The sequence below is a fragment of the Sphingopyxis sp. PET50 genome, assembly GCF_025244705.1.
Taxonomy (GTDB): domain Bacteria; phylum Pseudomonadota; class Alphaproteobacteria; order Sphingomonadales; family Sphingomonadaceae; genus Sphingopyxis.
In genome coordinates this window covers 2,182,496-2,205,407 of sequence record NZ_CP104207.1, presented here as the reverse complement: position 1 = coordinate 2,205,407, position 22,912 = coordinate 2,182,496, and the positions used below count along the sequence as shown (strand labels likewise).

Genomic DNA, 22,912 nt, shown 5'->3' with positions numbered 1-22,912 from the left:
CAGTCCTCCCTCAGGCGAAGGCTTTGGCCTTTCTGAGCAGCTGATATGCCGCAACAACCTCGCCGAGTCTCGTTTCATGGCTGCGGTCGCCGCCGTTGCGGTCGGGATGATATTTGCGCACCAGTTCGCTGTAGCGGCGCCGTAGCGCCATCCGGTCGGTGCCGCCTTCCAGCCCCAGCACCTGCAGCGCGCGATGCTCCTCGCGGTTGAAGCGCGGGTCGGCGGCCTCGCGCCGCGCTTCGGCCATGCGCTGGCGGAAGCGCGCGCCGAGCGCGTCGATCGGGTCGCGGAAATCGGCCCAGCGCGGCGGCAGGTCGGGGCTGCCCGCGGCGCGGAAGGTGCGGCTTTCGGTTTCCCAACCCGCGGTCGGCGACTGCGCTTCCATGATCTGGTCGGCGGTCATGCCGTCGAAGTAATTATAGCGCGCGTTGAATTCGCGGACATGGTCGAGGCACAGCCAGCGATATTGCGGCGGCCCGTCGGGCGAGCGGGTGCCCGAAATCGGCGCGCGAAACTCGCCCGCCTCGCGGCATCCGGGCGCGGCACAGCGTTCCTCGCGCGGCACGCGGCCATGGAATCGGGTCGGGCGGGTCGGGGACGGCAAGCGAGACTCTCGGGGGTTGGGAGGTCTTATCATTTGGCGACGATGCTCCTATGGTCAACCCCATGAGTAGCCCCGGTCCCGTACAGAAAGAGATGGAAAGCCTGCTCGCCGCGGCCTTTCCCGGCGCTGATTTCATCCTCAGCAACGACAGCGCCAAGCATCACGGCCACGCCGGCGACGACGGCAGCGGCGAGTCGCATTTCAGCCTGAGCATCGAATGGGCGGGCTTCGCGGGCCTGAACCGCGTCGCGCGCCAGCGCGCGGTGAACAAGGCGCTGGGCGATCTTCCCGGCCAGCGCGTCCACGCGCTCGCGATCCGGGCGACGGCGCCGGGAGAAGGGGGATGATCGACAAGGTCAATCTGGCCGAGGCCTTTGCGAGCTTCCACGACCATTGGAACCCGCGCGTCGCGGGCGACATCAACAATTTTCAGGTCAAGCTGGTCAAGTTTGCCTAGCAGGTTCGACTGGCATCACCATGATGTCGAGGATGAGCTTTTCCTCGTCGTCGCGGGGCGGATGAAGATGGCATTGCGCGACCGCGACGTCATCGTGGGGCCGGGCGAATTCATCATCGTCCCGCATGGGACCGAGCATTGCCCCGAGGCGCTGGACGGCGAATGCCAGGTGCTGCTGCTGGAGCCCAATTCGACGCTCAACACGGGCAATGTCGAAACCGAAAAGACAAGGCTGACGCTGGAAAGGCTCGACTGATGCTCACCGTCATCACCCCCTCGACCCACGATATCGGCGCCTTCGACGTGCGGCGGACGCTGCCGAACAAGGCGCGGACGATGGTCGGGCCGTTCATCTTCGTCGATCAGTTCGGTCCCGCGCATTTCGACATCGGCAAGGGGATGGACGTGCGGCCGCATCCGCACATCAACCTCGCGACCGTCACCTATCTCTTCGAGGGCGCGATCGGCCATCGCGACAGCCTCGGCACCTATGCGACGATCCGCCCCGGCGCGTGCAATCTGATGACCGCGGGGCGCGGCATCGTCCATTCGGAGCGGACTCCGGCGGCCGAACGCGCCACCGGCTCGCCGATCTCGGGCATGCAGACCTGGCTCGCGCTGCCCGACGGCAAGGAGGAAGTCGACCCGGCGTTCGAGCATGTCGCGAAGGACGACCTGCCGCTGATCGAGGACGGCGGCGTGTCGGCGCGGGTGATCATGGGCAGCCTGTGGGGCGCGACCTCGCCGATCACCCAGCACAGCGCGACCATCTATGCCGATATATTGATGAACGCGGGTGCGGCGATCCCGATCGAGGCCGAGGCCGACGAGCGCGCGGTGCTGGTGGCATTGGGCGATGCGAGCCTCGATGGCGAGGCGCTCGACCGGCACAGCCTGTACATCCTGAAACCGGGGGAGGCGATGACACTGCGCGCGGACAGCGACGCGCGCGTGATGCTGCTCGGCGGCGAGGCGTTCACGACGCCGCGCCATGTCTGGTGGAATTTCGTCAGCTCGTCGCGCGAGCGCATCAACGAGGCGAAGCGCGACTGGAAGGAGCGCCGATTCCCGCTCGTCCCCGGCGACAGCGAGGAATTCATCCCGATCCCCGAGGTACCGAAGACGGTGAGCTATCCATAGCCGATCGGTGCCCGCCTGGCCTTTTCGGCCTCGCCACCGGCGGCTTTGGGGTAGGGAGCGGACGACGCCGATCCTCCCCGGCACGGGGAGGGGGACCAGCGAAGCTGGTGGAGGGGCACGGGCGGTTTGCCTTGCCGGTGAAGGCGTGCGTTGCGGCCGGGTTGCCGGAAAACGGCGTTCTTTCGGTCTGGCGTCGCGTAAGCCTCCCGTGCCCCTCCACCACCCTTCGGGTGGTCCCCCTCCCCCGTTGGGGGAGGATCGCTTATGACCGCAACCGCCCGCAACCCGCCGTTCCCCCACGCGTGCAGCCAGCGGACCGCCGCAACGCCGCTTGCCACCGACCGCGATCCCCGCCATCAGGTTGCGAAACGCAACCCAGGGGAGGGAATGATGACCGGCGATTTCGAGCAGCAGCGCGTGAAGCTTTCGACCGGGGTCGAACTCGACGTGGTCGACATCGGGCCGCGCGATGCGCCGGTGCTGATCTTTCTCCACGGCTTTCCCGAATCGCACCGCACCTGGCGTAACCAGTTGCCGCATTTTTCGGACCGCTTCCGCTGCATCGCGCCCGACCAGCGCGGCTATCGCGGTTCGTCGAAGCCGCAGGACGCCGCCGAATATGCGCCGGACAAATTGATCGCCGACATTTTCGCGCTCGCCGATGCTCTCGGGATCGACACCTTCACCATCGTCGGCCACGACTGGGGCGGCGCGATCGCCTGGGGCGTTGCGCTCGGCGGCCAGCCGGGCGGGCTGCATCCGGCGTGGGCGGGCCGCGTCACGCGCGCGGTGATCGCCAATGCGCCGCACCCGGGCCTCTTTGGGCGGCTGCTCCAGACCGACCGCGTGCAGCGCGCGGCGAGCCAGTATATCCGCCTGTTCCGCGATCCCGCGAGCGATGCGATCGTCCGCGAACAGGGCCTTGCCGGCCTCCTTGCCAAGGCGTTCGAGGGGCGGCTGGCCGGTGCGGTCGCGCCGCCCGGGGAGATTGCGCGCTCGCTCGCCGACTGGGAGGATCGCGACGCCTGTTTCGGGATGCTCAACTGGTATCGCGCCTCGCCGATCGAGGTGCCGCCGATGGACGCGCCTTTCGCCGAGCCGCCCGCGATGCCATTCCCGAAGCTGACCATTCCGACGCTCGTGATCTGGGCGACCGACGATGTCGCGCTGCCGCCGAGCAATCTCGACGGAATCGAGGAATTGGTTCCGAACGCGACGATCGTGCAGGTGCCGGGTTGCGGCCATTTCGTGACGTGGGAAGCACCCGACGCCGTCAACGCCGCGATGGACGCGTTTCTGGCCTGAAAAGGCCGGCGGGCCGCCCCGGGAGGGGTGGTGGGGCGCCCGCCGGAAGGGGTCACTTGGTCGTGTAGCCGCCGTTCACCAGAATCGTCTGGCCGGTCATCCACCAGCCGTCGGTGACGAGGAAGCGGATCCACGGCACGATATCCTCGATATGCGTGAGGCCGGTCGGGCTGAAGGGCGACAGTGCCGCCGCCGTCTTGTGATAGGCGACCGCTTCGGGTCCTTCGGCGGGATAGAAGAAGGGCGTATCCATCGGGCCCGGCCCGATCGCGGTCACCGAAATGCCGCGCTCGCCGAATTCCTTCGACGCGGCGCGGGTATAATGTTCGACAGGCGCCTTGGTCCCGGCATAGCTTGCATAAAAGGGCGTGTAGGCGCCGAGCAGCGAGGTCACCAGCGTGCAAACCTTGCCGTTGTCGCTGACGTTGCGGCCCGCTTCCTTGAGGAAGAAAAAGGCCGACTTGCTGTTCACCGCGCTCATCGCGTCGAACTCGGCCTCGCCGATTTCGATCATCGGCTTTTTCAGCACCTTGCCGACCGTGTTGATCGCGATGTCGATGCCGCCCATCGCGGCCTTGGCATCGGCGAACAGCTTTTCGACCGCGCCGGCGGTGGTCAGATCGGCCTGAAAGGCGAAGCCCTTCGCGCCCGCCGCCTCGATCGCGGCGACCGTATCGGCGGCTTCGGCGCTTGCCGCGTCGCTGTTGTAATGGACGGCGACCGCGGCGGCTCCATGTGCGGCGAAGTCGCGCGCGATGAGGCCGCCGAGATTCTTGGCGCCGCCGGCAATGAGGACGGTTTTCCCGTTGAGGCTGTGGTCGGTCATGGTCTCTTTCCGAAAGAGGTGGGGCTGGCGATTCGATCCTACGCCGACCGCGAAATCGAGGCTTTCAGATTCTCCCAACATTGGCATGATGCGGCCATGGACAGGGTGGGAATCAGCGCGGCCCGCATCGTCGATCGGCTCAGCGGCCCCGGCAGCTGGACGATCGAAGCGGACGTCCATGCGCTGATGCTGCACGAGGTGGGCAGCTATCACCGGCTGGAGACCTGGCTCGACGGGCGGCGCACGTCGCTCGGCGATCCCTTGCCCGGCGAATTGTGGCTCGCGCCCGCCGGCCGTCATTATCGCGGCCGGGCCGAGGGCGGTGCGGTTCGCTATGTCCGCGTCGCCATCGACCCCGGTCTTTTGCCGGTCGATGCGTCGGCACGGCCGCTCGCCGGGCATGACGACCCCGCGATGGCGGCGCTGGTCCGCGCGCTGGCCGACGACGACCGAACGGCGGCCGGGCCCTTGCTCGCGCTGCTCGCCGAAGCGATCGGGGGTGCGCCGCCTGGGCGGACAGCCGGCGCGCGCCGCGCACCGGATCGACGCGCTGCTTGCGCTGATCGAGGCGCGGATCGAAACGCCGATGACGGTCGAGGAGATGGCGGCGGAAACGGGCATGTCGGTCAACAGCCTGATCGTCCATGTCGCGCGGGCGACGGGGCGCACGCCGCGGCAATATGCGCTGCGCCAGCGGTTGCGGCGCGCCTGCTGGTATCTGATGAACCGCCCGCTGTCGGTCGCCGAAATCGCCTTTGCCACGGGCTTTTCCAGCCACGCACACCTGTGTGCCGCCTTTCGCGGCAAGCTCGGCCAGTCGCCGGGCGAATGGCGCCGGGCGCATATCGGCACCGATATGATGGGAGAGGAGTGATCATGTCGCACACGGTCATCATGCTGATCGCGGGGGTGCTGTTGCTGATCGGACTGCGGCTGACGATCCGCGACGTGCGCCGGGCGACGCGGCTGTTCCTGTCGCTGTGGCTGCTGGTGTCGATCGGCAATCTGCTCGTCGGCGTGCTGTACGCGGGCTATGGCTGGGGCGAGGAGGCGGCGATCTGGATCCTCGTCTTCGGCACGCCCGCGGCGGTCGCGGTCGGGGCGGCGCTGTTCGTTCCTAATCCTCGGGCCTGAGCAGGCAGCCGCTCGCCCCGGCGTAGCGCGCGCTGCGCGATGCGAGCAGCGGCACACTGCCGGTAATCGTCTTCGTCGCAGGGTCTTCGGCGACCGACACCAGCTCCATTCCCGGCTCGAAATCGCGCTGGCAGCTTTCGAGACTGCGCCCCTGAACATAGCGGCACGAACAGCCGACGCGCGCCGCATAGGCCGACCCCAGCTCGGCCTGCGCCTTGAGCGAGGGGAATTTCCAGATCAGCAGCACCGCGGCGATCGCGCCGAGGATCAGCGCCCAGGGCAGGCACCCGCCCCAGCGGTTCGGGCGGCGCGGTTTGCGCAAGCGATCGGGCACGACCGGCGGCGGCGTCGCGGGTGGCGGGGGCGGCACCGGCTCGGGCGTTGCGGCTGCGGGCGGATCAGTGTTAGTCACTTGTGCCATGATCACGAAAAAAGCCATGCTGGCAAGTGCCGCGCTCGCGCTCGTCGGGGCATGGTCGCTGACCCACGCGGCGGGGCTTAGGCGACGATGGCTCCCGCTGCGCCGGGGCTGGCCATCGGAGTGCCTGCACCGCGCGCCGCCGACACGCTGCCGCCGCTTCCCGCGCTGCCCGCGGCGGTCAGGGCAAAGGCCGACGCCTTGTTCGCCGACGCCGATGCGGTGGGCGAGACGCGCGCCCTCTATGTGCTGCGCGACGGCGAGCCGGTCTATGAACGCTATGGCGAGGGATTCGGGCCAGATTCCAAGCTCATCAGCTGGTCGATGGCGAAGAGCATCACCGCAGTGCTCACCGGCTTCCTCGTCGCCGACGGGCAATTGTCGCTCGACGGCCCGGCGCCGGTCGCGGCGTGGCAGCGCAGCGGCGACCCGCGCGGCGCGATCAGCCTGAAGCATCTGCTCCATATGTCGTCGGGGCTCGAGCATGTCGAAACCGGCGACCCCGTGTGGGACGGCGACACGGTGACGATGCTGTTCGGCTCGGGCGCGCCCGACATGGCGGCCTTTGCCGAGGCCAAGCCCGCGGCGGCGCAGCCGGGCGAGATATTCAACTATAGTTCCGCGACCAGCGTGATATTGGCCGACATATTGGCCGACACGCTGACGCCGTCGAAAAGCCCCGATGCGCGCCGCGACGCGATGCGCGACTTCATCGCGGGGCGCCTCGCCGAACCGCTCGGCATGACCAGCCTGACCCCGGAGTTCGACGCCGCGGGGACGATGATCGGCGGCTCGGTGATGCACGCGACCGCGCGCGACTATGCGAAGTTCGGCGAGTTTCTGCGCAATCATGGCGTGGTGAACGGCCAGCGGCTGTTGCCCGAAAGCTGGATGAGCTTCATGCTCAAGCCGTCGCCGCGCGATGGCGGCTATGGCGGCCATATCTGGCTCAACCGCCCGCGTCCGGCGGGCGCCGATCCGGCGCTCTGGCCCGACCGCGGCCCGAACGACCTGTTCGCCTGCATCGGCCATCAGGGCCAATATATCATCGTCTCGCCGTCGCAGCGGCTGACGATCGTGCGGCTGGGCATCACGAGCGACGACCAGTTCCCGGAACTGCGGCGGCATCTCGCCGACCTGACCGAGGCCTTATAGCAGCAACTCGCCCACCAGCGTGGTGACGCAGGTGCCGCTGAGCTCGACCATCGCGCCATCGAGCCGGCAGCCGACATGGCCGCCGCGCGGGCTCGCCTGATAGGCGGCAAAACGGTCGCGGCCGAGTGCGCCGACCCAATAGGGGGTCAGCACGCTGTGCGCCGATCCGGTCACCGGATCCTCGTCGATCCCGGCGCCGGGGGCGAAGCAGCGGCTGACGACATCGGCGCCCGACACATCGCCGTCGCCGCGCGCGGTCGCGATATAGAGGATGTCGCCGCCTTCCTTCAGCGCGCGCAGGTCCGGGGCGAGCGAGCGGACGCTCGCGGCATCGGGGTAGACGATCAGCGCATAGCCGCCGTCGTGCCACAGCGTCTCGACCGGATCGCCGCCCATCGCGCGGACAGCGTCGGGCAGCGCTTTGGGTGATGCGGGATAGGCGGGAAGGGCCATTTTATACCCCTCATCACCGTCGCGCGCGACGCGGAGGATGCCCGCCTTGCGCGTGCGAAAGCGCATGTCGTCGCGCCAGGGCGCGGCGCTGAGCAGCACATGCCCGCTCGCCAGCGTCGCATGGCCGCAGAGCGCGACCTCGACGCCGGGGGTGAACCAGCGCAGTTCATAATCGGCCTCGCCGCTCTCGTCGGGGATCAGGAAGGCGGTTTCGGCAAGGTTGTTCTCGGCGGCGATCGCCTGCAGCACATCGTCGGCGAGCCATTCGTCGAGCGGCATCACTGCGGCGGGATTGCCGGTAAAGGGACGGTCGGCGAAGGCGTCGACCTGGGTGATCGGGAAGCGGCGCCAGCTCATGGATAGAGAAATCCTTTCGTCCAGCCGTCGCCATCGCGCACGAACAGCGTGCGTTCGTGCAGCCGGTGTTCGCGGTCCTGCCAATATTCGATGCGCTCGGGGGTGACGCGCCAGCCCGACCAGCGCGGCGGGCGGGGCACGTCCTGTCCCTCGAACCGCGCCTGCATCGCGGCGAAGCGCGCCTCGAAGGTCGCGCGGGCGTCGAGCGGGCGCGACTGGTCGCTGGCCCAGGCGCCGAGCTGGCTGTCGCGGCTGCGCGTCGCGAAATAGGCGTCGGCGGTGGCATCGTCGACGGGCGCCACCGGGCCTTCGATGCGGATCTGGCGGCGCAGCGATTTCCAGTGAAAGAGCAAAGCGACATGCGGGTTCGCCGCGAGTTCGCCGCCCTTGCGGCTGTCGAGGTTGGTGTAGAAGACGAAGCCGTCGGGGCCGTGATCCTTGAGCAGCACCATGCGCACCGACGGGCGGCCGTCGGCGGTCGTGGTGGCGAGCGCCATCGCATTGGCGTCATTGGGCTCGCTGGAACGGGCTTCGGAGAACCAGGCGTCGAACTGGGGGAAGGGATCGTTGCTCATGCGCGCGCTTCTAATGCGGCGCAGGCGTGCGGTCGAGGTTCATCGTCACCCCGAACCTGATCCGGGGTGACGATGAGGAGACGGGCGACGAAACTTGACCCCCTTTCGTCCCGTTCCCACATCGGCGCGCAATCGGGCCTTTCCGGCCAACATCTTATCGGGCTATTGGAGACAGATGGCAGACCCCTATTCCACCCTTGGCGTCGCGAAGAGCGCGACCGAAGCGGAAATCAAATCCGCATACCGCAAGCTCGCCAAGGAATTGCATCCCGACCGGAACAAGGACAATCCGAAGGCGGCGGAGAAATTCTCCGACGTGACCAAGGCCTATGACCTGCTCTCCGACAAGGAGAAGCGCGGCCAGTTCGACCGCGGCGAGATCGACGCCGAAGGCAACCCCGCGATGCCCTTCGGCTATGGCGGCGGGGGCTTTCGCGGCGATCCGCGCGGGCAGGGCGGCTTTGGCGGCGGCTTCGGTAACGAGAGCGCCGATTTCGGCGGCATCTTCGACGAATTGTTCGGCGGACGCGGCGGCGGCGGACCCTTTGGCGGTTTCGGCGGACGCGGCGCGGCGCCGCAGAAAGGCGCCAACGTGTCCTATCGCCTCGCCGTGTCGTTCGTCGATGCCGCGACGCAGGCGATGCAGCGGATCACGCTGGCCGACGGCAAGACGATCGACCTGAAACTGCCCGCCGGGGTCGAGACGGGGACGCAGATGCGCCTTGCCGGCAAGGGCCAGCCGGGCCCCGGCGGCCATGGCGACGGCATCGTGACGATCAGCGTCAAGGACCATCCCTTCTATGTCCGCGAGGGCGCGAATATCCGCCTCGACCTGCCCGTGACGCTGAACGAGGCGGTTCAGGGTGCCAAGGTCAAGGTGCCGACCGTCGACGGTCCGGTCATGCTGTCGATCCCGGCGGGGTCGACGTCGGGCAAGGTCATGCGGCTGAAGGGCAAGGGGTTCAGCCAGAAGAGCGGCGGGCGCGGCGACCAGCTGGTGCGGCTCGTCGTCGACCTGCCCGCCGACGATGCGGCGCTGAAACGCTTCGCCGGCGAATGGACCGACAGCCGCGCGGTGCGCGCGGACCTTGGCGTGTGATGCGTGGCTGAGCCGAACGACAAAAAGGTTGCCGCCGCGATCGAGCGCGAGGTTGCCGAGGAAGTCGCGGGCGAATTTCTGGCCGAGGGCCACTCGCCGCATTCGCCCGAAGCGCGGGCCGAGCGCGCCAAGCGGGCCAAGCTGCGCGCGCGGGCGCAGGGCGTCATCGACCGTGGACGCGAGACGCTCGGCCCCGGTACGCGTGCCTTCAAGGTGCTGCGGCGCGTCGTCGTCGGCACCTATACCGACGGTTTCATCCATGCGGGCAATCTTGCCTATCTGGCGCTGATCGCGCTCTTTCCCTTCTTCATCCTGCTCGCCGCCGCCCTCTCGATTTTCGGCGGCAGCGTGGGAGGCGAGCGGGCCATCGAGGCGGTCTTCTCGACCATGCCGCCGACCGTCGCCAGCGCGCTGTCGGGCCCGATCCGCGAGGTAATGACCGCGCGCACGGGCATTTTCCTGTGGCTCGGCGCGCTCGTCGCGCTGTGGACCGTCGGCAGCCTGATCGAGACGGTGCGCGACATCCTCCGCCGTGCTTATGGCACCCATTTCAGCAAGGGCTTTTTCCACTACCGGCTGCTGTCGATCGGCATCATCACCGGCGCGGTGGTGCTGATGCTGCTGTCGTTCAGCATGCAGGTGCTGATCGTCGGGATCGAACAATTTGTGACGCGTGTCCTGCCCGAACAATTTCAGGCCGTCGGCGTCGTGGCGATATCGCGCGGGGTGTCGGGGTTCGGCCTGTTCCTCGCCATCTACATGCTCTTTTACAGCCTCACGCCATCGAAATATCGCAGGAAGCAGTTCCCGAAATGGCCGGGCGCGCTGTTCACGACCCTGTGGTGGATCGGCGTGACGCTGGCGCTGCCGCCGCTGCTCGCCAGCCTGTTCCGCTATGACGCGACCTACGGCAGCCTGGCCTAGGCGTCATGGTCGCGCTCTTCTTTTTCTACCTCGTCGGATTGGGTATGGTGATGGGCGCCGAACTCAACGCCGCACTGGTCGAGGTTGAGGATTTGGGGCACGACGCTATTGGGCGCGTGGACGACGTGACTGCCGGAGAAAAATAATGACGGGTCTGATGCAAGGCAAACGCGGGCTGATCATGGGGCTCGCCAACGACAAGTCGCTCGCCTGGGGCATCGCCAGGGCGCTGCACGGCGCGGGCGCGGAGCTGGCGATCAGCTATCAGGGCGACGTGATGCTGAAGCGCGTCAAGCCGCTCGCCGACCAGCTCGGCTGCGATTTCCTGATCGACTGCGACGTGTCCGACATGGAGAATCTCGATGCCGCGTTCGCCACGCTGGCGGCGCGCTGGCCGACGATCGACTTCGTCGTCCATGCCATCGGCTATACGAACAAGGAGGCGCTGCGCGGCAAATATGCCGATGTCGGCCTCGACGATTTCCTGATGACGATGAACATCAGCGTCTACAGCTTCACCGCGGTCGCGCAGCGCGCGGCGCCGATGATGACCCCCTTCGACCCCGAGACGGGCAACGGCGGCGGCTCGCTGCTGACCTTGAGCTATTATGGCGCCGAAAAGGTGATCCCGCATTACAATGTCATGGGCGTCGCCAAGTCGGCGCTCGAAACCAGCGTCAAATATCTCGCCAACGACTACGGGCCGCAGGGCGTGCGCGTGAATGCGATCTCGGCTCGGCCCGATCAAGACGCTGGCGGCCAGCGGCATCGGCGATTTCCGCCTGATCCTGAAATGGAACGAATATAACGCCCCGCTGCGCCGCAACGTCACGATCGACGATGTCGGCGGCTCGGCGCTGTACCTGCTGAGCGACCTGGCGAGCGGCGTCACCGGCGAAACGCACCATGTCGACGCGGGCTACCACACCATCGGCATGAAACAGGAAGACGCGCCGGATATTGCTTTGGCGTAGCCGGTGGGCGAGCCACAAAAAAATATCTGCGTGTCCCCGCGAAGGCGGGGACCCATCTCCTGCCGGTTCGATCGTGCGCCGTCCGGTGATGGGGCCCTGCCTTCGCAGGGGCACACGGCTTGTCAGCTTCCGATGAGCGCAAGATGATCGTCCGCGCTTCAGCAATCGAAGACGCAGAGGCCATCGACGCGGCTGTCCGCGCAGCCTTTGCTGGAACCGGGTTCGGTCACCAGGGGGAGGCCGAATTGGTGCGGATGCTGGAAGCCGACGGCGATGCGCTGGTCTCGCTGGTCGCGGAGGCCGATGGCGTGATCGCCGGGCATGTGATGTTCAGCCGGATGCGGGTCGAGGCCGACGGCCTCGCACTGCCGCGCGGCGGGGTTGGCGCCTGTCGCGGTCTTGCCCGCAAAGCAGGGACAGGGCATCGGCGACGCCCTGATCCGCGCCGGGCTCGATGCGCTCCGCGAACAGGGCTGCGCGATCAGCTTCGTTCTCGGCCACGAAGCCTATTACCCGCGCTTCGGCTATTCGCCCGATCTCGCCGCACGCTTCGCTTCGCCCTTTGCCGGACCGCATTTCATGGCGATGATGCTGGACTCGGACGCGCCGTGGCCGCAAGGCGGCCGCGCCGACTATGCGCCCGCGTTTGGCCGCTGAACCCCTCTCCCCTTGGGGGAGAGGGAGGGGCCCGTCGCGAAGCGATGGGAGGGTGAGGGTGTGACGAAGAGCCGATTCACTTCGGACGACGGCACGATCGACCGGGCTCGCCGTTTACGGCGCGACTCGACGCTCGGCCGAAAAGAAACTCTGGTCCGTCCTTCGCGGTTCGGCGCTTGGCGGGCATAAATTCCGCCGACAACAACGGCTTGGCCCTTTCGTGGCCGACTTTGCCTGTCAATCGGCGCGGCTGGTGATAGAGGTCGATGGCGATAGCCATGCGGCGCAAATCGACTATGACGCGCGGCGAACGGAATTTCTGGCGCGAGAGGGGTATCGGGTGCTGCGTTTCACGAACCGCGAGGTGATGGAGAATTTGGACGGTGTTTGCCGGGTGGTTGCGGCGTCGCTTTCCGGTGATCCCTCACCCTCCCACGCGGCTGCGCCGCGCGGGCCCCTCCCTCTCCCCCAAGGGGAGAGGGGTAGATGAGTTTCAACAGCTTCGGACGCGTTCTGCGCTTCACCACCTGGGGGGAAAGCCACGGGCCCGCGCTCGGCGCGGTTGTCGACGGCTGCCCGCCGCGGCTGTCGCTCAGCGAGGACGACATCCAGCCTTTCCTCGACAAGCGCCGCCCCGGCCAGTCGCGCCACACGACGCAGCGGCAGGAACCCGACCGGGTGCGCATCCTGTCGGGCGTGTTCGAGGGCAAGACCACCGGCACACCGATCAGCCTGATGATCGACAATGTCGATCAGCGGTCGAAGGATTATGGCGACATCGCCCAGGCTTATCGCCCCGGCCACGCCGATTATGCCTATGACGCCAAATATGGCATCCGCGACTATCGCGGCGGCGGCCGGTCGAGCGCGCGCGAGACCGCGGCGCGCGTCGCGGCGGGCGGCGTCGCAAGGCTGGTGATTCCCGAGGTGCGGATCCATGCCTGGGTCGCCGAGATCGGCGGCGATGCGATCGACCCGGCGAACTTCGACCTCGAAGAGATTGATCGCAATCCTTTCTTCTGCCCCGATCCCGCTGCGGCCCAGCGCTGGGAAGCGCTGATGGACGGTGCGCGCAAGGCGGGCTCGTCGCTGGGCGCCGTCATCGAATGCGCCGCGAGCGGCGTGCCGGCTGGGCTGGGGGGCGCCCATCTATGCCAAGCTCGACAGCGACCTTGCGGCCGCGATGATGGGGATCAATGCGGTGAAGGGCGTCGAGATCGGCGCGGGCTTTCATGCGGCGCGGCTGCGCGGCGAGGAGAATGCCGACCCGATGCGCCCCGCGAGCGACGGCAGCAACCGTCCCGACTTCCTGTCGAACAATGCCGGCGGCATCGCGGGCGGCATTTCGACCGGCCAGCCGGTGGTGGTGCGCGTCGCGTTCAAGCCGACCAGTTCCATCCTGACCCCGGTGCCGACGATCAACAAGGCGGGCGAGGCCGCCGACATCGTCACCAGGGGCCGCCACGACCCCTGCGTCGGCATTCGCGGCGCGCCGGTGGTCGAGGCGATGATGGCGCTCGTCCTCGCCGACCACAAATTGCTCCACCGCGCGCAATGCGGGTGACGCGCTCCGCGCTTTGTGACAACTAGGCGGCAATAGGAACGAGGGGGACGGCCGCATGGACCGCAAATTGACCTGGTATATTCTGGCTCGGCATGCTGCTGGGCGTGGCCGTCGGCTACGCAGTCCACCAGGGGGTGCCCGAAGGCCATCCCTGGTTCGAATATCTGACCAAGACCTTCAAACTGCTGTCGGATATCTTCCTCAACCTCATCAAGCTGCTTGTCGCGCCGCTGGTGCTGTCGACGATCGTCGTCGGCATCGCGCATATGGGCGACAGCAGCGCGCTCGGCCGCATCGGCGTGCGCGCGCTCGCCTGGTTCATCACCGCCAGCTTCATGTCCATCGCGCTCGGCCTGCTGATGGTGAACCTGTTCGAGCCCGGCGTCGGGGCGCCGATTCCCGATGCCGCGGAGGCGGCGAAGCTGGTGGGCGAGGTCAAGAAGCTCGACGGTTGGGAATTCACCCTGTCGATCTTCCCGAAGAACGCGCTCGAAGCCCTGGCGACGAACAATATCCTGCAGATATTGGTTTTTTCCATTTTTGCCGGGGTCGCCTTGTCGGCGATCGGCGAAAAGGGCGCCCCGCTCGTCCGCGGCGCCGAGGCGCTCGCCGAAATGATGCTGCAGATCACCGGCTACGTCATGCGTTTCGCGCCCTTTGCGGTGTTCGGCGCGATCGCCAACGTCGTCGCGAAAAGCGGGCTGGCGATCCTTGGCACCTATGTCGAACTGCTCGTCGAATTCTATATGTCGCTGGTGCTGCTGTGGGTCATCCTGCTCGCCATGGGCTGGCTGTTCCTGCGCCACCGCATCTGGCAGCTGATCCGCTATATTCGCGAACCTTTGCTGCTCGCCTTCTCGACCGCTTCGTCGGAGGCGGCGCTGCCCAAGATGTTCGAACAGCTCGACCGCTTCGGCGTGCCGCGCCGCATTTCGGGCTTCATGCTGCCGCTCGGTTACAGCTTCAACCTAGACGGTTCGATGATGTACATGAGCTTCGCGACGATCTTCATCGCGCAGGCCTATGGCATCGACCTGTCGATCGGCACCCAGGTGCTGATCCTGCTGACGCTGATGGTGAGCTCGAAGGGAATCGCCGCGGTGCCGCGCGCCAGCCTCGTCGTCATCACCGGCACGCTCGCGCAATTCGGCCTGCCGGTCGAGGGCGTCGCGATCATTCTGGCGATCGACCAGTTCCTCGACATGGGGCGCACCGCGACCAATGTCGTCGGCAATGCGGTGGCGACCAGCGTCATCACCAAATGGGAAGGCATGCTCGAAGTGCCCGACCCCCCCGATGCGGAGCGACCGCACGCGCCTAGCCCATACGCCCCACCATGGAACCCGCGGGCTCGATCTTCGTGATGACGAGGGCGTGGGGAAGAATAAACCGGCGGCCGACAACGCGTGATCCGCGGCTCCGGCCGCTCCCATGAGGCGGGCAAGGAGCCGACTATGGCGGAAGAAGCGGCGATCGGGCCTGGGGAGCGCGACGAACGGCACGCCCGGCGGCTGCAATGGCGGATGCTGATCGGCTTCGTCGCCGGGCTGCTCGCGGGCCTCGCGGTCCATTATGGCGCCCCCGATGCGCCGTGGGTCGAAACCGTCGTCACCTATGTGACCGGGCCGCTGGGGCAGATTTTCCTGCGCCTGCTGTTCATGCTCGTCATTCCGCTGCTCGTCTCGGCGCTGATCGTCGGGGTCGCCGAAATGGGCGAGATACGCGCGCTGAAATCGGTCGGCATCAAGACGCTCGTCTATACGGTCATCGTCTCGGCGATCTCGGTCGTCATCAGCCTGCTCGTCGTCAACCTGCTCCAGCCGGGGGCGGGGGTCGACCCGGCGCTCGCGCGCAGCCTGATGGCGGAGGGCGCCGAAGGCGCGAAGGCGATCGCCGACCGCGCCGGCGACGCAAAGACCGGCATGGATGCCGTGGTCGCGATTGTGCCCGACAATCTCTTCGCCGCGATGGGCGCCAACGACGTGCTGGCGGTGATGTTCTTCGCGCTGTTCTTCGGCATCGGGCTGATCCTCGTGCGCACGCCGCGGACCGAGGCGCTCAAGACCGCGATCGAGGGGGTGTTCGAGGTCGTGATGAGGCTGATCGGCCTCGTCATCCAGCTCGCGCCGGTCGCGATCTTCTGTTTCATGTTCAACCTCGCGGCGCAGTTCGGCTGGGATCTGATGGTGCGCCTGTCGGCCTTTGTCGCCGTCGTGCTGATCGCGCTCGCGCTGCAGATGTTCGTCGTCTTCCCGATCATCCTGAAAACGCTCGCGGGCAAGTCGCCGCTCGCCTTCTTTCGCGAGACGCAGGAGGCATCGCTGATGGCCTTCGCCACCGCCTCGTCGAACGCGACGCTGCCGACCTCGCTGCGCGTCGCGTCGGAGCGGCTGCACCTGCCCGATCGCATATCGCGCTTCGTCCTGACGATCGGCGCGACCGCGAACCAGAACGGCACCGCGATGTTCGAGGGGGTGACGGTGATCTTCCTCGCGCAATTCTTCGGGATCGAGCTGACGCTGGCGCAGCAGGTCTTCGTGATGCTGATCTGCATCCTCGGCGGCATCGGCACCGCGGGGGTGCCCGCCGGGTCGTTGCCGGTGATCGCGCTGATCCTCGCCTCGGTCGGCGTGCCCGCCGAGGGGATCGGGCTGATCCTGGGCGTCGACCGCTTCCTCGACATGTGCCGCACGACGCTCAACGTCGTCGGCGACCTTGTCGCCGCGACGGTGGTGTCGAAGGGGGCGGAGGACCAGCCGGCGGCTGACGCCGCTGCGGCTAGGTATGCCGATCAATCCTCGCGAACGTTGCTCGGCGGCTCGATCCGGCTCGGCCGGACGGTCGGGGCAGGACGGCTCGGGCGCGGCGCGCTGGCCGCGGGCGGCGGCGGCGCGCTGCGCACCACCGGCGGAGCCGCACGCACGGGCGGGGCCGACTGCACCGGCGCGACGCTGACGGGCGGCGCCGACCGGACCGGGGCTGGACGCGGCGCGGCGCCGGTAGCGCCGCCACTGGCGCCGCTATTGCCGTAGCCGCCGCCGGAACGTGGGCGCGGAGCTGTGCCGAGCGGACCCGCTGCCGGGATTGCCTTGCCATTGCTCCGCGGGACGGGGACGGGGATTGGCGGCGCCGCGATCGGGACGGTCCGGGCGGACCGGCGTCATGCTTGCCGCGCGGGACGGGATTGGTGCCGCTGCCCGCGCCGGGACGCGGGCGCGGAGTGCCGCGCGGACCGTCGTTGCCGCCGCGGCCGGGGTTCCCCCAGCTTCCGCCGGGACGGCCGTCGCCGCGACCGGGATTGACCGGGATCGGGTTCGTGGTGGCCGGAGGCGTGCCGCTGCCCGTGCCGGGGCGCGGGCGCGGAGTGCCGCGCGGACCGTCATTGTCGCCGCGGCCGGGGCCGTCCCAGCTGCCGGGGCGCCCGCCTCCGGGCCGTCCATCGCCGCGCGGGCCGTCGCCGCGTCCGCCGCCGTTGCCGGGACGCCAGTCGCGGTCCCCGCCATGATGTTTCCACCAGGCGCGCCGCCCGCCCCAATAGTTGAGATACTGGCCGCGCAGCGGATAGCGGTTGTTGTAGCTGTCGAAGAGCCACAGACCGTAGCCGGGATAATAATAATTGTCGTACCAGCCGCCGCCGAAGCCGATGTTGACGAAACCCGCGCCATAGTCGCCGCTGTCGTAGCAGTCGTAGCCATAGCCGTCGTCATAGGCATAGGGGTCGTAATCATAATAGGCGTCGCCATAGCGGGACACGCAGTCGTTGTCAGGCGTAGCTCGACCCGTAACCGTTGACGTCGCCATAATAACAGCCGCCGAGGCTGGCCGTAGCCAGCGCTCCGAGCGCGATGCCGAGGGGACGGCGAAGGAAATTTGCCATGCTTCTGTCCTTGGTCGCGGTTCGCAAAGGCGAACCGTCATCTTGGATGCGAAATTGCGCGAGTCGAGTTGAATTTGCGGTGAATGGAGTCCGCGCGCCCGGGCCGGGAGCGCGGCTCCGAATTTTCTCCCCGTTTCGGAGGCTTGCAGCGGCGGTCGCGCCTCCTATCTCGGCTTGGTGAATGAGGGGGAATCGACATGCTGTTTGCGCTGTTTCTGGCTGGGCTGATCGCCGTGATGCTGGGCGCGCCGGAGACGCCCGCCGCGCGGTGGCTGCACCGCCATATGGTCGAAGAACCGCTCCGGCTCGCCGAGCGGTTCGAGCGCAAGCATGTCCTGTTCCTGGTCGTCGGCCTGGTTGCGCTTCAGGGCTTTGCGATGACCTTGCCCGCCGAAATGGCGATGATCATGGCGTGGGACCTTACCGTCTATGTCGACCTGCTGATCGCGGGCTGGACGCTGTCGGCCTTTGCGCGGCTGCGGGCATTCAAGGCGTGGATGGCGTGGCAGGTCGTGCGCATCATGCCCCGGCGCGCGCGCATCCGGGCGCGGCGTGTCCGCCGCGCCGCCACGCGCCGGCGCGCGCCCAAGGACGACGAGCCTGTATGGCTTCGAACGCGGCAACTGCATCGTCCCCGCGGGCAGGGGCGTCGAGGCGGGCCACGGCTTCGCCTGCCTGATCGCGCATCATTCGCTCGGGCGGGAGGCATTCGGCCCGCGCCCGTCCGTCGCGGGCGCAAAGGCGCGGTTCGCCCCCTTCGTTCCGACGCATCGTGTCACGCGCGCGGAGGGCTCTGACCCCGGCCGTCGCGCACGCGGGGAGACGCGGTGACTCACGGACGGCCCTTGCGCATCTGTGAACGTTAACATATCATGCATTCGAATTCCGGATTGCGCGTCCGCGGCGCGCGGCCGACAAGGAAGGATCGGCAACGGCCGGACGGGGAGGATGGGCGATGGGCGATATGTTCGGCGAACTGACGCGCACGATCGGCGACGTGATGGGCGCGCATGGGCCCGCGGTCGGCGGCGCGCAAAGCTATGCGCCCGCCGATTACAGCATCCACTTCTTTCTGCAGATCGCGGTCATCCTGTTGGTCTGCCGCGTTATCGGCTGGCTCGCGAATCGCTTTCTGGGCCAGCCTCAGGTGGTGGGCGAGATGATCGCGGGCGTGGTGCTCGGTCCTTCGCTCTTCGGCCTGTTCTTCCCCGAGTGGCAGGCCGCGCTATTTCCGAAGGAGACGCAGACCACCCTCTATGTCGGCGCGCAGTTCGGTGTCGGGCTCTACATGTTCCTTGTCGGCATGACGCTGCGGCTCGACCATTTCCAGTCGAAAGCGAAAAGCGCGGCCGGGGTTTCCGCCGTCGGCATCCTGGTCCCCTTTCTGCTCGCCGCGCTGATCACGCCCTTCCTGCTCGATATCCCCGGATTGTTCGCCGAGGGACTGGGGCAGGGCAGCGCGACGCTGTTCCTGGGGGCGTGCATCGCGCTCACGGCCTTTCCGATGCTGGCGCGGATCATCAACGAAAGGGGCCTCGCAAATAGTGCGCTCGGCACGCTGACCTTGACCGCCGGCGGGTTCGACGACGCCGTGTCGTGGTGCGTGCTGGCGATCGTCCTCGCGACCGTCGGCGCGGGCTCCGGTGTCGCCGTGCTCGCGATCGCCGGCAGGGGCCGGCTTCACGCTGTTCATGCTGTTTGCCGGCCGCCGGTTGCTGATCCCGCTTGGCCGCGCGGCCGAGGCGCGGGGCGAGGTGACGCACACTTTGCTCGCGGCCGTGCTCGTCCTTTATGCCTTGGCGGCCTTCGTCACCGACGCGATCGGCATCCACGCGGTGTTCGGCGGCTTCCTGCTCGGCGTCTGCATGCCGCGCGGCCTGCTGACCGAGGAGATCAGGCGCAAGATCGAGCCGATCACGGTCGTGCTGCTGGTGCCGATCTTCTTCACCTACTCGGGCCTCAACACCCGGCTCACCACCGTCGACAGCCTGCCATTGTTCGGAATCGCGCTCGGAATCCTGGCCGTGTCGATCGCCGCCAAATTCGGAGCCTGCTGGCTTGCGGCGCGGCTCGCGGGCGAGGACAATCGCACCGCGCTGGGCATCGGCGCGCTGATGAACGCGCGCGGGATGATGGAACTCATCATCATCAACATCGGCCTGCAAAAGGGCATCATCGGTCCGACGCTGTTCGCGATCATGGTGTCGATGGCGATCGTCACCACGGTGATGGCGGGGCCGCTGTTCGAACTGGTTTATGGTCGGCGGGCGCGCGAAAGCGGCGAACTCGGCCAACTGGGCACCGAAGGACCGGCCGGAGGAGAGCCATCGCGCGAGCGCGCGCGAGCGTGATCCGCCGCCTCGCCGCTGCGGCCATGGTTGCACCGGCGGGCCGCCCATCCCATGGTCGCGCGATGAGGAACATACGTCCCTATCTTCTGTGGTTCGCGGTCGCCGTGCTGCTGACCTTCGCCGCGATCCGCGCGATGCAATGGGTGCGCGACCATCCCGAACATGATCCCACCGCGCGTTTTGAGCTGGCCCACCCGCGGGGCTGGGCGACGCACCGCAAGCTGATGCGACTGACCGCCGACGCCGACGCCTGCTTCGCCGTTTTCGACCGGGCGGGGGCGGGCTATTCGCGGCGTCCGCCGATGGGCGAGGGCGCGTGCCGCGCCGACCAGAGGATGGTGCTGACCGGCAGCCGTTTCGTCCCCGCGATGATGCCGGCGGGCGCCGCGCCGGGCTGCGCGGTGACGGCCGCGATGGCGGTGTGGAACCGCGACATCGTGCAGCCGCTGGCGCGGCGGCATTTCGGGCAGAAGGTCGTCGAACTCGAAAATCTGGGCAGCTACAATTGTCGCCGCATCGCGGGGCGCCAGGCGCAGAGCGAGCATTCGACCGCCAATGCGATCGACATTTCGGCCTTCATCCTGGCCGACGGGACGCCGGTGACGCTCCGCGACGACTGGAAGGACGGCGGCGCGAAGGGGGCTTTCCTGCACGATGTGCGCGACGAAAGCTGCGGCCTGTTCAGCACGGTGCTGTCGCCCGATTACAACGCGGCGCATGCCGACCATTTCCACCTCGACATGGCGGTGCGGACGGCGGGATGGAGGGTGTGCCGCTAGAGCGGTTTCGAATAGAGGACGACGCGTACCTCCTCCTCGAAGCCGCAGGCGCTGTGCCATGCCTGGCTGGCGATATTGTCGAGCTCAGACGGTGAAGCTCTCGCCGCAGCCGCATGCGCCCTTGGCGTTCGGATTGTCGAACACGAAGCCGGCGGCGAAATCATCCTCGACCCAGTCCATCGTGCTGCCGATCAGGTAGAGCACCGACGCGCCGTCGATGTAGAAAGTGCCGCCGGGGGTCTCGATCTGCTCGTCGAACTTCGCTTCTTCGGTGACATAATCGACCGAATAGGCGAGGCCCGAGCAGCCGCGGCGCGGGGTCGACAGCTTGACGCCGATCGCGCCCTCGGGGGCGTCGGCCATCAGCCTGGCGATGCGCGCTTCGGCGTTCGCGGTCAGCGTGACGGCGGCGGGGCGGATGCGGGTGTTCGTTTCGGTCATTTCCTACTCTCCTAAACCCCTCCTCTTCAGAGGAGGGGCAGCGAGACTTGCGAGCTTGCTCGCTAGTCGCAGCGGGGTGGTTGCCCGAACCGGCGTCCACCACCCTAACCCCTCCCCTGAAGAGGAGGGGCCATTGTTCACAACATCCCCAACTCGAGCCGCGCTTCGTCGCTCATATTCTCGGGGCTCCACGGCGGATCCCAGACGAGGTTGACCTCGGCGTCGCCGACGCCCGGCACCGCGCCGACGCGCAGTTCGACCTCGCCCGGCATCGATTCGGCGACCGGGCAGTGCGGCGTCGTCAGCGTCATGGTGACGAGCACATGGCCTTCGTCGATCTCGACATTGTAGATCAGCCCGAGGTCGTAGATGTTCACCGGGATTTCGGGGTCGTAGATATCCTTCAGCGCGTTGATGACGGCTTCATAGAGGTCGCCGCCGACCGCGCCGGGTTCGACCGTCGCGGGCTTCGCCGCCAGAAAACCTTCCAGATAGTCGCGCTTGCGTTCCAGTTTTTCCGGCGCCGTTTCGGCATCGTCGACGCGCGCCCTGGGCGGAGCCTCGACGCTCGTCACTTCCTCGACCTTGATCATGCGCTCCTCGCTCATCCGAAAATCCTCTCGACGCGGGCGAGGCCGTCGATCAGCGCCGCCACATCATCGTCCTTGCTGTACACACCGAAACTCGCGCGCGCGGTCGCGGGCACGCCGAGGTGATCCATCAGCGGCTGTGCGCAATGGTGCCCGGCGCGGATCGCGACCCCGCTTTCGTCCAAGATAGTGCCGATGTCGTGCGGATGAACCCCCGCCATCGAAAAGCTGACGATTCCGGCGCTGTCTTCGGGACCGAAGAGCGTGATGCTGTTCCGCCGCGCGAGCTGTTCGCGCAAGCTTGCGACCAGCGCGCATTCATGGGCATGGATCGCGTCGATCCCGATCGCCGCGACATAATCGACCGCCGCCGCGAGGCCCAGCGCCTCGACGATCGCGGGGGTGCCCGCCTCGAAACGCGTCGGGGCGGGGGCGTAGGTGGTGCGCGCGAAGGTCACGCGGTCGATCATCGACCCGCCGCCCTGCCACGGCGGCAGCGCGTCGAGCTTGTCGCTCCACAGCACGCCGATGCCGGTGGGGCCGTAGAGCTTGTGGCCCGAGAATACATAATAGTCGCAGCCGAGCGCCGCGACATCGACGGGCAGGCGCGGCACCGCCTGGCAGCCGTCGATCAGCAGTTCGGCGCCGACGCGGTGCGCCAGCTCGGCCGCGCGTGCGACGTCGAGCGGGCTGCCGAGCACGTTCGAGACATGCGCGAAGGCGACCATATTATGTTCGGGGGTGAGCAGCTTTTCGGCGGCATCGAGGTCGATGCGCCCGTCGGGCGTCAGCGGACAGACGTCGATCTGCCAGCCCGCAAGCTGCCACGGCACGATATTGCTGTGATGCTCGAGCGTCGAGAGCAGCACGCGGCCTTTGCGGGGGTGCGTGTAAGCGACGAGGTTGATCGCCTCGGTCGCGCCGCGCACGAAGGCGACCTGTTCCTCGGTCGCGCCGATGAAGGCCGCGATCCGCCGCCGCGCCGCCTCATAGGCCAGCGTCATGTCGGCCGAGCGCGCATAGACGCCGCGGTGCACGGTCGCATAGTCGCGGCCCATCGCGCGCACGGTCGCGTCGATCACCGTCTGCGGCTTCTGCGCGGTCGCCGCGGTGTCGAGATAGTGCCAGCCGGGGGTGAGGCCGGGGAAGTCCTTCCGCCGGTCCTCCCCGGAACGGGGAGGGGGACCATCCGCAGGATGGTGGAGGGGCACATGAGGATCGAACGCGGCGGA

General features: G+C 67.6%; 22 protein-coding genes and 6 pseudogenes. 19 read left to right on the top strand and 9 right to left on the bottom strand.

Going from position 1 to position 22,912, the window contains the following annotated elements; genetic code table 11:
- Positions 1-10: 10 nt before the first annotated feature.
- Positions 11-637, bottom strand: coding sequence for a J domain-containing protein (locus N0A20_RS11685; protein ID WP_260580560.1), 627 nt, complete (start codon positions 635-637; stop codon positions 11-13).
- Between the two features lie 29 nt (positions 638-666).
- Between N0A20_RS11685 and N0A20_RS11680 the strand changes: the two genes are divergently transcribed.
- The 4 genes from N0A20_RS11680 (at position 667) to N0A20_RS11665 (ending at position 3,506) form a co-directional block, all read left to right on the top strand.
- Complete coding sequence (locus N0A20_RS11680; protein ID WP_409574678.1) at positions 667-951, top strand: BolA family protein; 285 nt, start codon at positions 667-669, stop codon at positions 949-951.
- Positions 952-1,053: 102 nt separating this feature from the next.
- Positions 1,054-1,317 carry a cupin domain-containing protein gene (locus tag N0A20_RS11675; RefSeq protein ID WP_260580559.1) on the top strand — a complete coding sequence of 88 codons (264 nt, stop codon included), beginning with the start codon at positions 1,054-1,056 and terminating at the stop codon, positions 1,315-1,317.
- Positions 1,317-2,201, top strand: a complete 885-nt coding sequence (locus N0A20_RS11670; protein ID WP_260580558.1) for a pirin family protein — start codon at positions 1,317-1,319, stop codon at positions 2,199-2,201. Before N0A20_RS11675 ends, N0A20_RS11670 begins: the two co-directional genes overlap by 1 nt.
- Before the next feature lie 390 nt (positions 2,202-2,591).
- The gene (locus N0A20_RS11665; RefSeq protein ID WP_260580557.1) at positions 2,592-3,506 is read left to right on the top strand and encodes an alpha/beta fold hydrolase; all 915 of its coding nucleotides are present in this window, start codon (positions 2,592-2,594) and stop codon (positions 3,504-3,506) included.
- 52 nt (positions 3,507-3,558) lie between these two features.
- Here N0A20_RS11665 and N0A20_RS11660 read toward each other — a convergent pair whose 3' ends face one another.
- Entirely contained in the window at positions 3,559-4,332 is a 774-nt protein-coding gene (locus N0A20_RS11660; protein ID WP_260580556.1) for an SDR family oxidoreductase, read from the bottom strand.
- 499 nt (positions 4,333-4,831) lie between these two features.
- Between N0A20_RS11660 and N0A20_RS11655 the strand changes: the two genes are divergently transcribed.
- Both N0A20_RS11655 and N0A20_RS11650 read left to right on the top strand, forming a co-directional pair.
- Positions 4,832-5,206 (top strand): helix-turn-helix domain-containing protein, encoded by a 375-nt coding sequence (locus N0A20_RS11655; RefSeq protein ID WP_260580555.1) that lies wholly within the window; start codon positions 4,832-4,834, stop codon positions 5,204-5,206.
- Between the two features lie 2 nt (positions 5,207-5,208).
- The gene (locus N0A20_RS11650) at positions 5,209-5,466 is read left to right on the top strand and encodes a hypothetical protein (RefSeq protein ID WP_260580554.1); all 258 of its coding nucleotides are present in this window, start codon (positions 5,209-5,211) and stop codon (positions 5,464-5,466) included.
- Here the strand turns inward: N0A20_RS11650 and N0A20_RS11645 are convergent.
- Entirely contained in the window at positions 5,450-5,887 is a 438-nt protein-coding gene (locus N0A20_RS11645) for a hypothetical protein (protein ID WP_260580553.1), read from the bottom strand. The genes N0A20_RS11650 and N0A20_RS11645 overlap by 17 nt on opposite strands.
- 87 nt (positions 5,888-5,974) lie before the next feature.
- On the opposite strand from N0A20_RS11645, the gene N0A20_RS11640 reads away from it, so the two are divergent.
- Positions 5,975-7,039 (top strand): serine hydrolase domain-containing protein, encoded by a 1,065-nt coding sequence (locus tag N0A20_RS11640; protein ID WP_260580552.1) that lies wholly within the window; start codon positions 5,975-5,977, stop codon positions 7,037-7,039.
- Here N0A20_RS11640 and N0A20_RS11635 read toward each other — a convergent pair.
- Positions 7,034-7,849 carry a PhzF family phenazine biosynthesis protein gene (locus N0A20_RS11635; protein ID WP_260580551.1) on the bottom strand — a complete coding sequence of 272 codons (816 nt, stop codon included), beginning with the start codon at positions 7,847-7,849 and terminating at the stop codon, positions 7,034-7,036. The genes N0A20_RS11640 and N0A20_RS11635 overlap by 6 nt on opposite strands.
- Positions 7,846-8,424, bottom strand: coding sequence for a pyridoxamine 5'-phosphate oxidase (gene pdxH / locus N0A20_RS11630; RefSeq protein ID WP_260580550.1), 579 nt, complete (start codon positions 8,422-8,424; stop codon positions 7,846-7,848). Before pdxH ends, N0A20_RS11635 begins: the two co-directional genes overlap by 4 nt.
- 175 nt (positions 8,425-8,599) lie before the next feature.
- Between pdxH and N0A20_RS11625 the strand changes: the two genes are divergently transcribed.
- The 4 genes and pseudogenes from N0A20_RS11625 (at position 8,600) to fabI (ending at position 11,421) form a co-directional block, all read left to right on the top strand.
- A complete protein-coding gene (locus N0A20_RS11625) occupies positions 8,600-9,523 on the top strand; it encodes a DnaJ C-terminal domain-containing protein (protein ID WP_260580549.1) in 924 nt (307 codons plus the stop codon).
- Positions 9,524-9,526: 3 nt separating this feature from the next.
- Positions 9,527-10,447, top strand: a complete 921-nt coding sequence (locus N0A20_RS11620) for a YihY/virulence factor BrkB family protein (protein ID WP_260580548.1) — start codon at positions 9,527-9,529, stop codon at positions 10,445-10,447.
- A 5-nt stretch (positions 10,448-10,452) separates the two neighbouring features.
- Positions 10,453-10,593, top strand: a complete 141-nt coding sequence (locus tag N0A20_RS11615; RefSeq protein ID WP_260580547.1) for a hypothetical protein — start codon at positions 10,453-10,455, stop codon at positions 10,591-10,593.
- Positions 10,593-11,421, top strand: a pseudogene (gene fabI, locus N0A20_RS11610) (enoyl-ACP reductase FabI). The gene N0A20_RS11615 and the pseudogene fabI overlap by 1 nt, the downstream one beginning before the upstream one ends.
- A 158-nt stretch (positions 11,422-11,579) precedes the next feature.
- Here fabI and N0A20_RS11605 read toward each other — a convergent pair.
- Positions 11,580-11,846, bottom strand: coding sequence for a hypothetical protein (locus N0A20_RS11605; RefSeq protein ID WP_260580546.1), 267 nt, complete (start codon positions 11,844-11,846; stop codon positions 11,580-11,582).
- On the opposite strand from N0A20_RS11605, the gene N0A20_RS11600 reads away from it, so the two are divergent.
- The 8 genes and pseudogenes from N0A20_RS11600 (at position 11,821) to N0A20_RS11565 (ending at position 20,649) form a co-directional block, all read left to right on the top strand.
- Positions 11,821-12,078: a GNAT family N-acetyltransferase gene (locus N0A20_RS11600; protein ID WP_260580545.1), complete on the top strand. Its 258-nt coding sequence runs from the start codon at positions 11,821-11,823 to the stop codon at positions 12,076-12,078. The genes N0A20_RS11605 and N0A20_RS11600 overlap by 26 nt on opposite strands.
- 190 nt (positions 12,079-12,268) lie before the next feature.
- Positions 12,269-12,568, top strand: a pseudogene (locus N0A20_RS11595) (endonuclease domain-containing protein); the annotation flags it as partial.
- Positions 12,565-13,642 (top strand): annotated as a pseudogene (gene aroC / locus N0A20_RS11590) (chorismate synthase). The pseudogenes N0A20_RS11595 and aroC, both read left to right, overlap by 4 nt.
- 55 nt (positions 13,643-13,697) lie before the next feature.
- Positions 13,698-15,052, top strand: a pseudogene (locus N0A20_RS11585) (dicarboxylate/amino acid:cation symporter).
- A gap of 44 nt (positions 15,053-15,096) precedes the next feature.
- Positions 15,097-16,407 (top strand): annotated as a pseudogene (locus N0A20_RS11580) (dicarboxylate/amino acid:cation symporter); the annotation flags it as partial.
- A 1,309-nt stretch (positions 16,408-17,716) separates the two neighbouring features.
- Positions 17,717-18,316: a hypothetical protein gene (locus N0A20_RS11575; RefSeq protein ID WP_260580544.1), complete on the top strand. Its 600-nt coding sequence runs from the start codon at positions 17,717-17,719 to the stop codon at positions 18,314-18,316.
- Between the two features lie 167 nt (positions 18,317-18,483).
- Positions 18,484-19,870, top strand: a pseudogene (locus N0A20_RS11570) (cation:proton antiporter).
- 62 nt (positions 19,871-19,932) lie between these two features.
- A complete protein-coding gene (locus N0A20_RS11565) occupies positions 19,933-20,649 on the top strand; it encodes an extensin family protein (RefSeq protein WP_260580543.1) in 717 nt (238 codons plus the stop codon).
- An 84-nt stretch (positions 20,650-20,733) separates the two neighbouring features.
- Here the strand turns inward: N0A20_RS11565 and N0A20_RS11560 are convergent, their stop codons facing one another.
- From N0A20_RS11560 to N0A20_RS11550, 3 genes are all read right to left on the bottom strand, one after another.
- Positions 20,734-21,090 (bottom strand): HesB/IscA family protein, encoded by a 357-nt coding sequence (locus N0A20_RS11560; protein WP_260580542.1) that lies wholly within the window; start codon positions 21,088-21,090, stop codon positions 20,734-20,736.
- 137 nt (positions 21,091-21,227) lie between these two features.
- Positions 21,228-21,698 (bottom strand): SUF system Fe-S cluster assembly protein, encoded by a 471-nt coding sequence (locus tag N0A20_RS11555; protein ID WP_260580541.1) that lies wholly within the window; start codon positions 21,696-21,698, stop codon positions 21,228-21,230.
- On the bottom strand, positions 21,695-22,891 hold the full coding sequence (locus tag N0A20_RS11550) for an aminotransferase class V-fold PLP-dependent enzyme (RefSeq protein ID WP_260580540.1): 1,197 nt from the start codon (positions 22,889-22,891) through the stop codon (positions 21,695-21,697). The genes N0A20_RS11555 and N0A20_RS11550 overlap by 4 nt, the downstream gene beginning before the upstream one ends.
- Positions 22,892-22,912 lie beyond the last annotated feature (21 nt).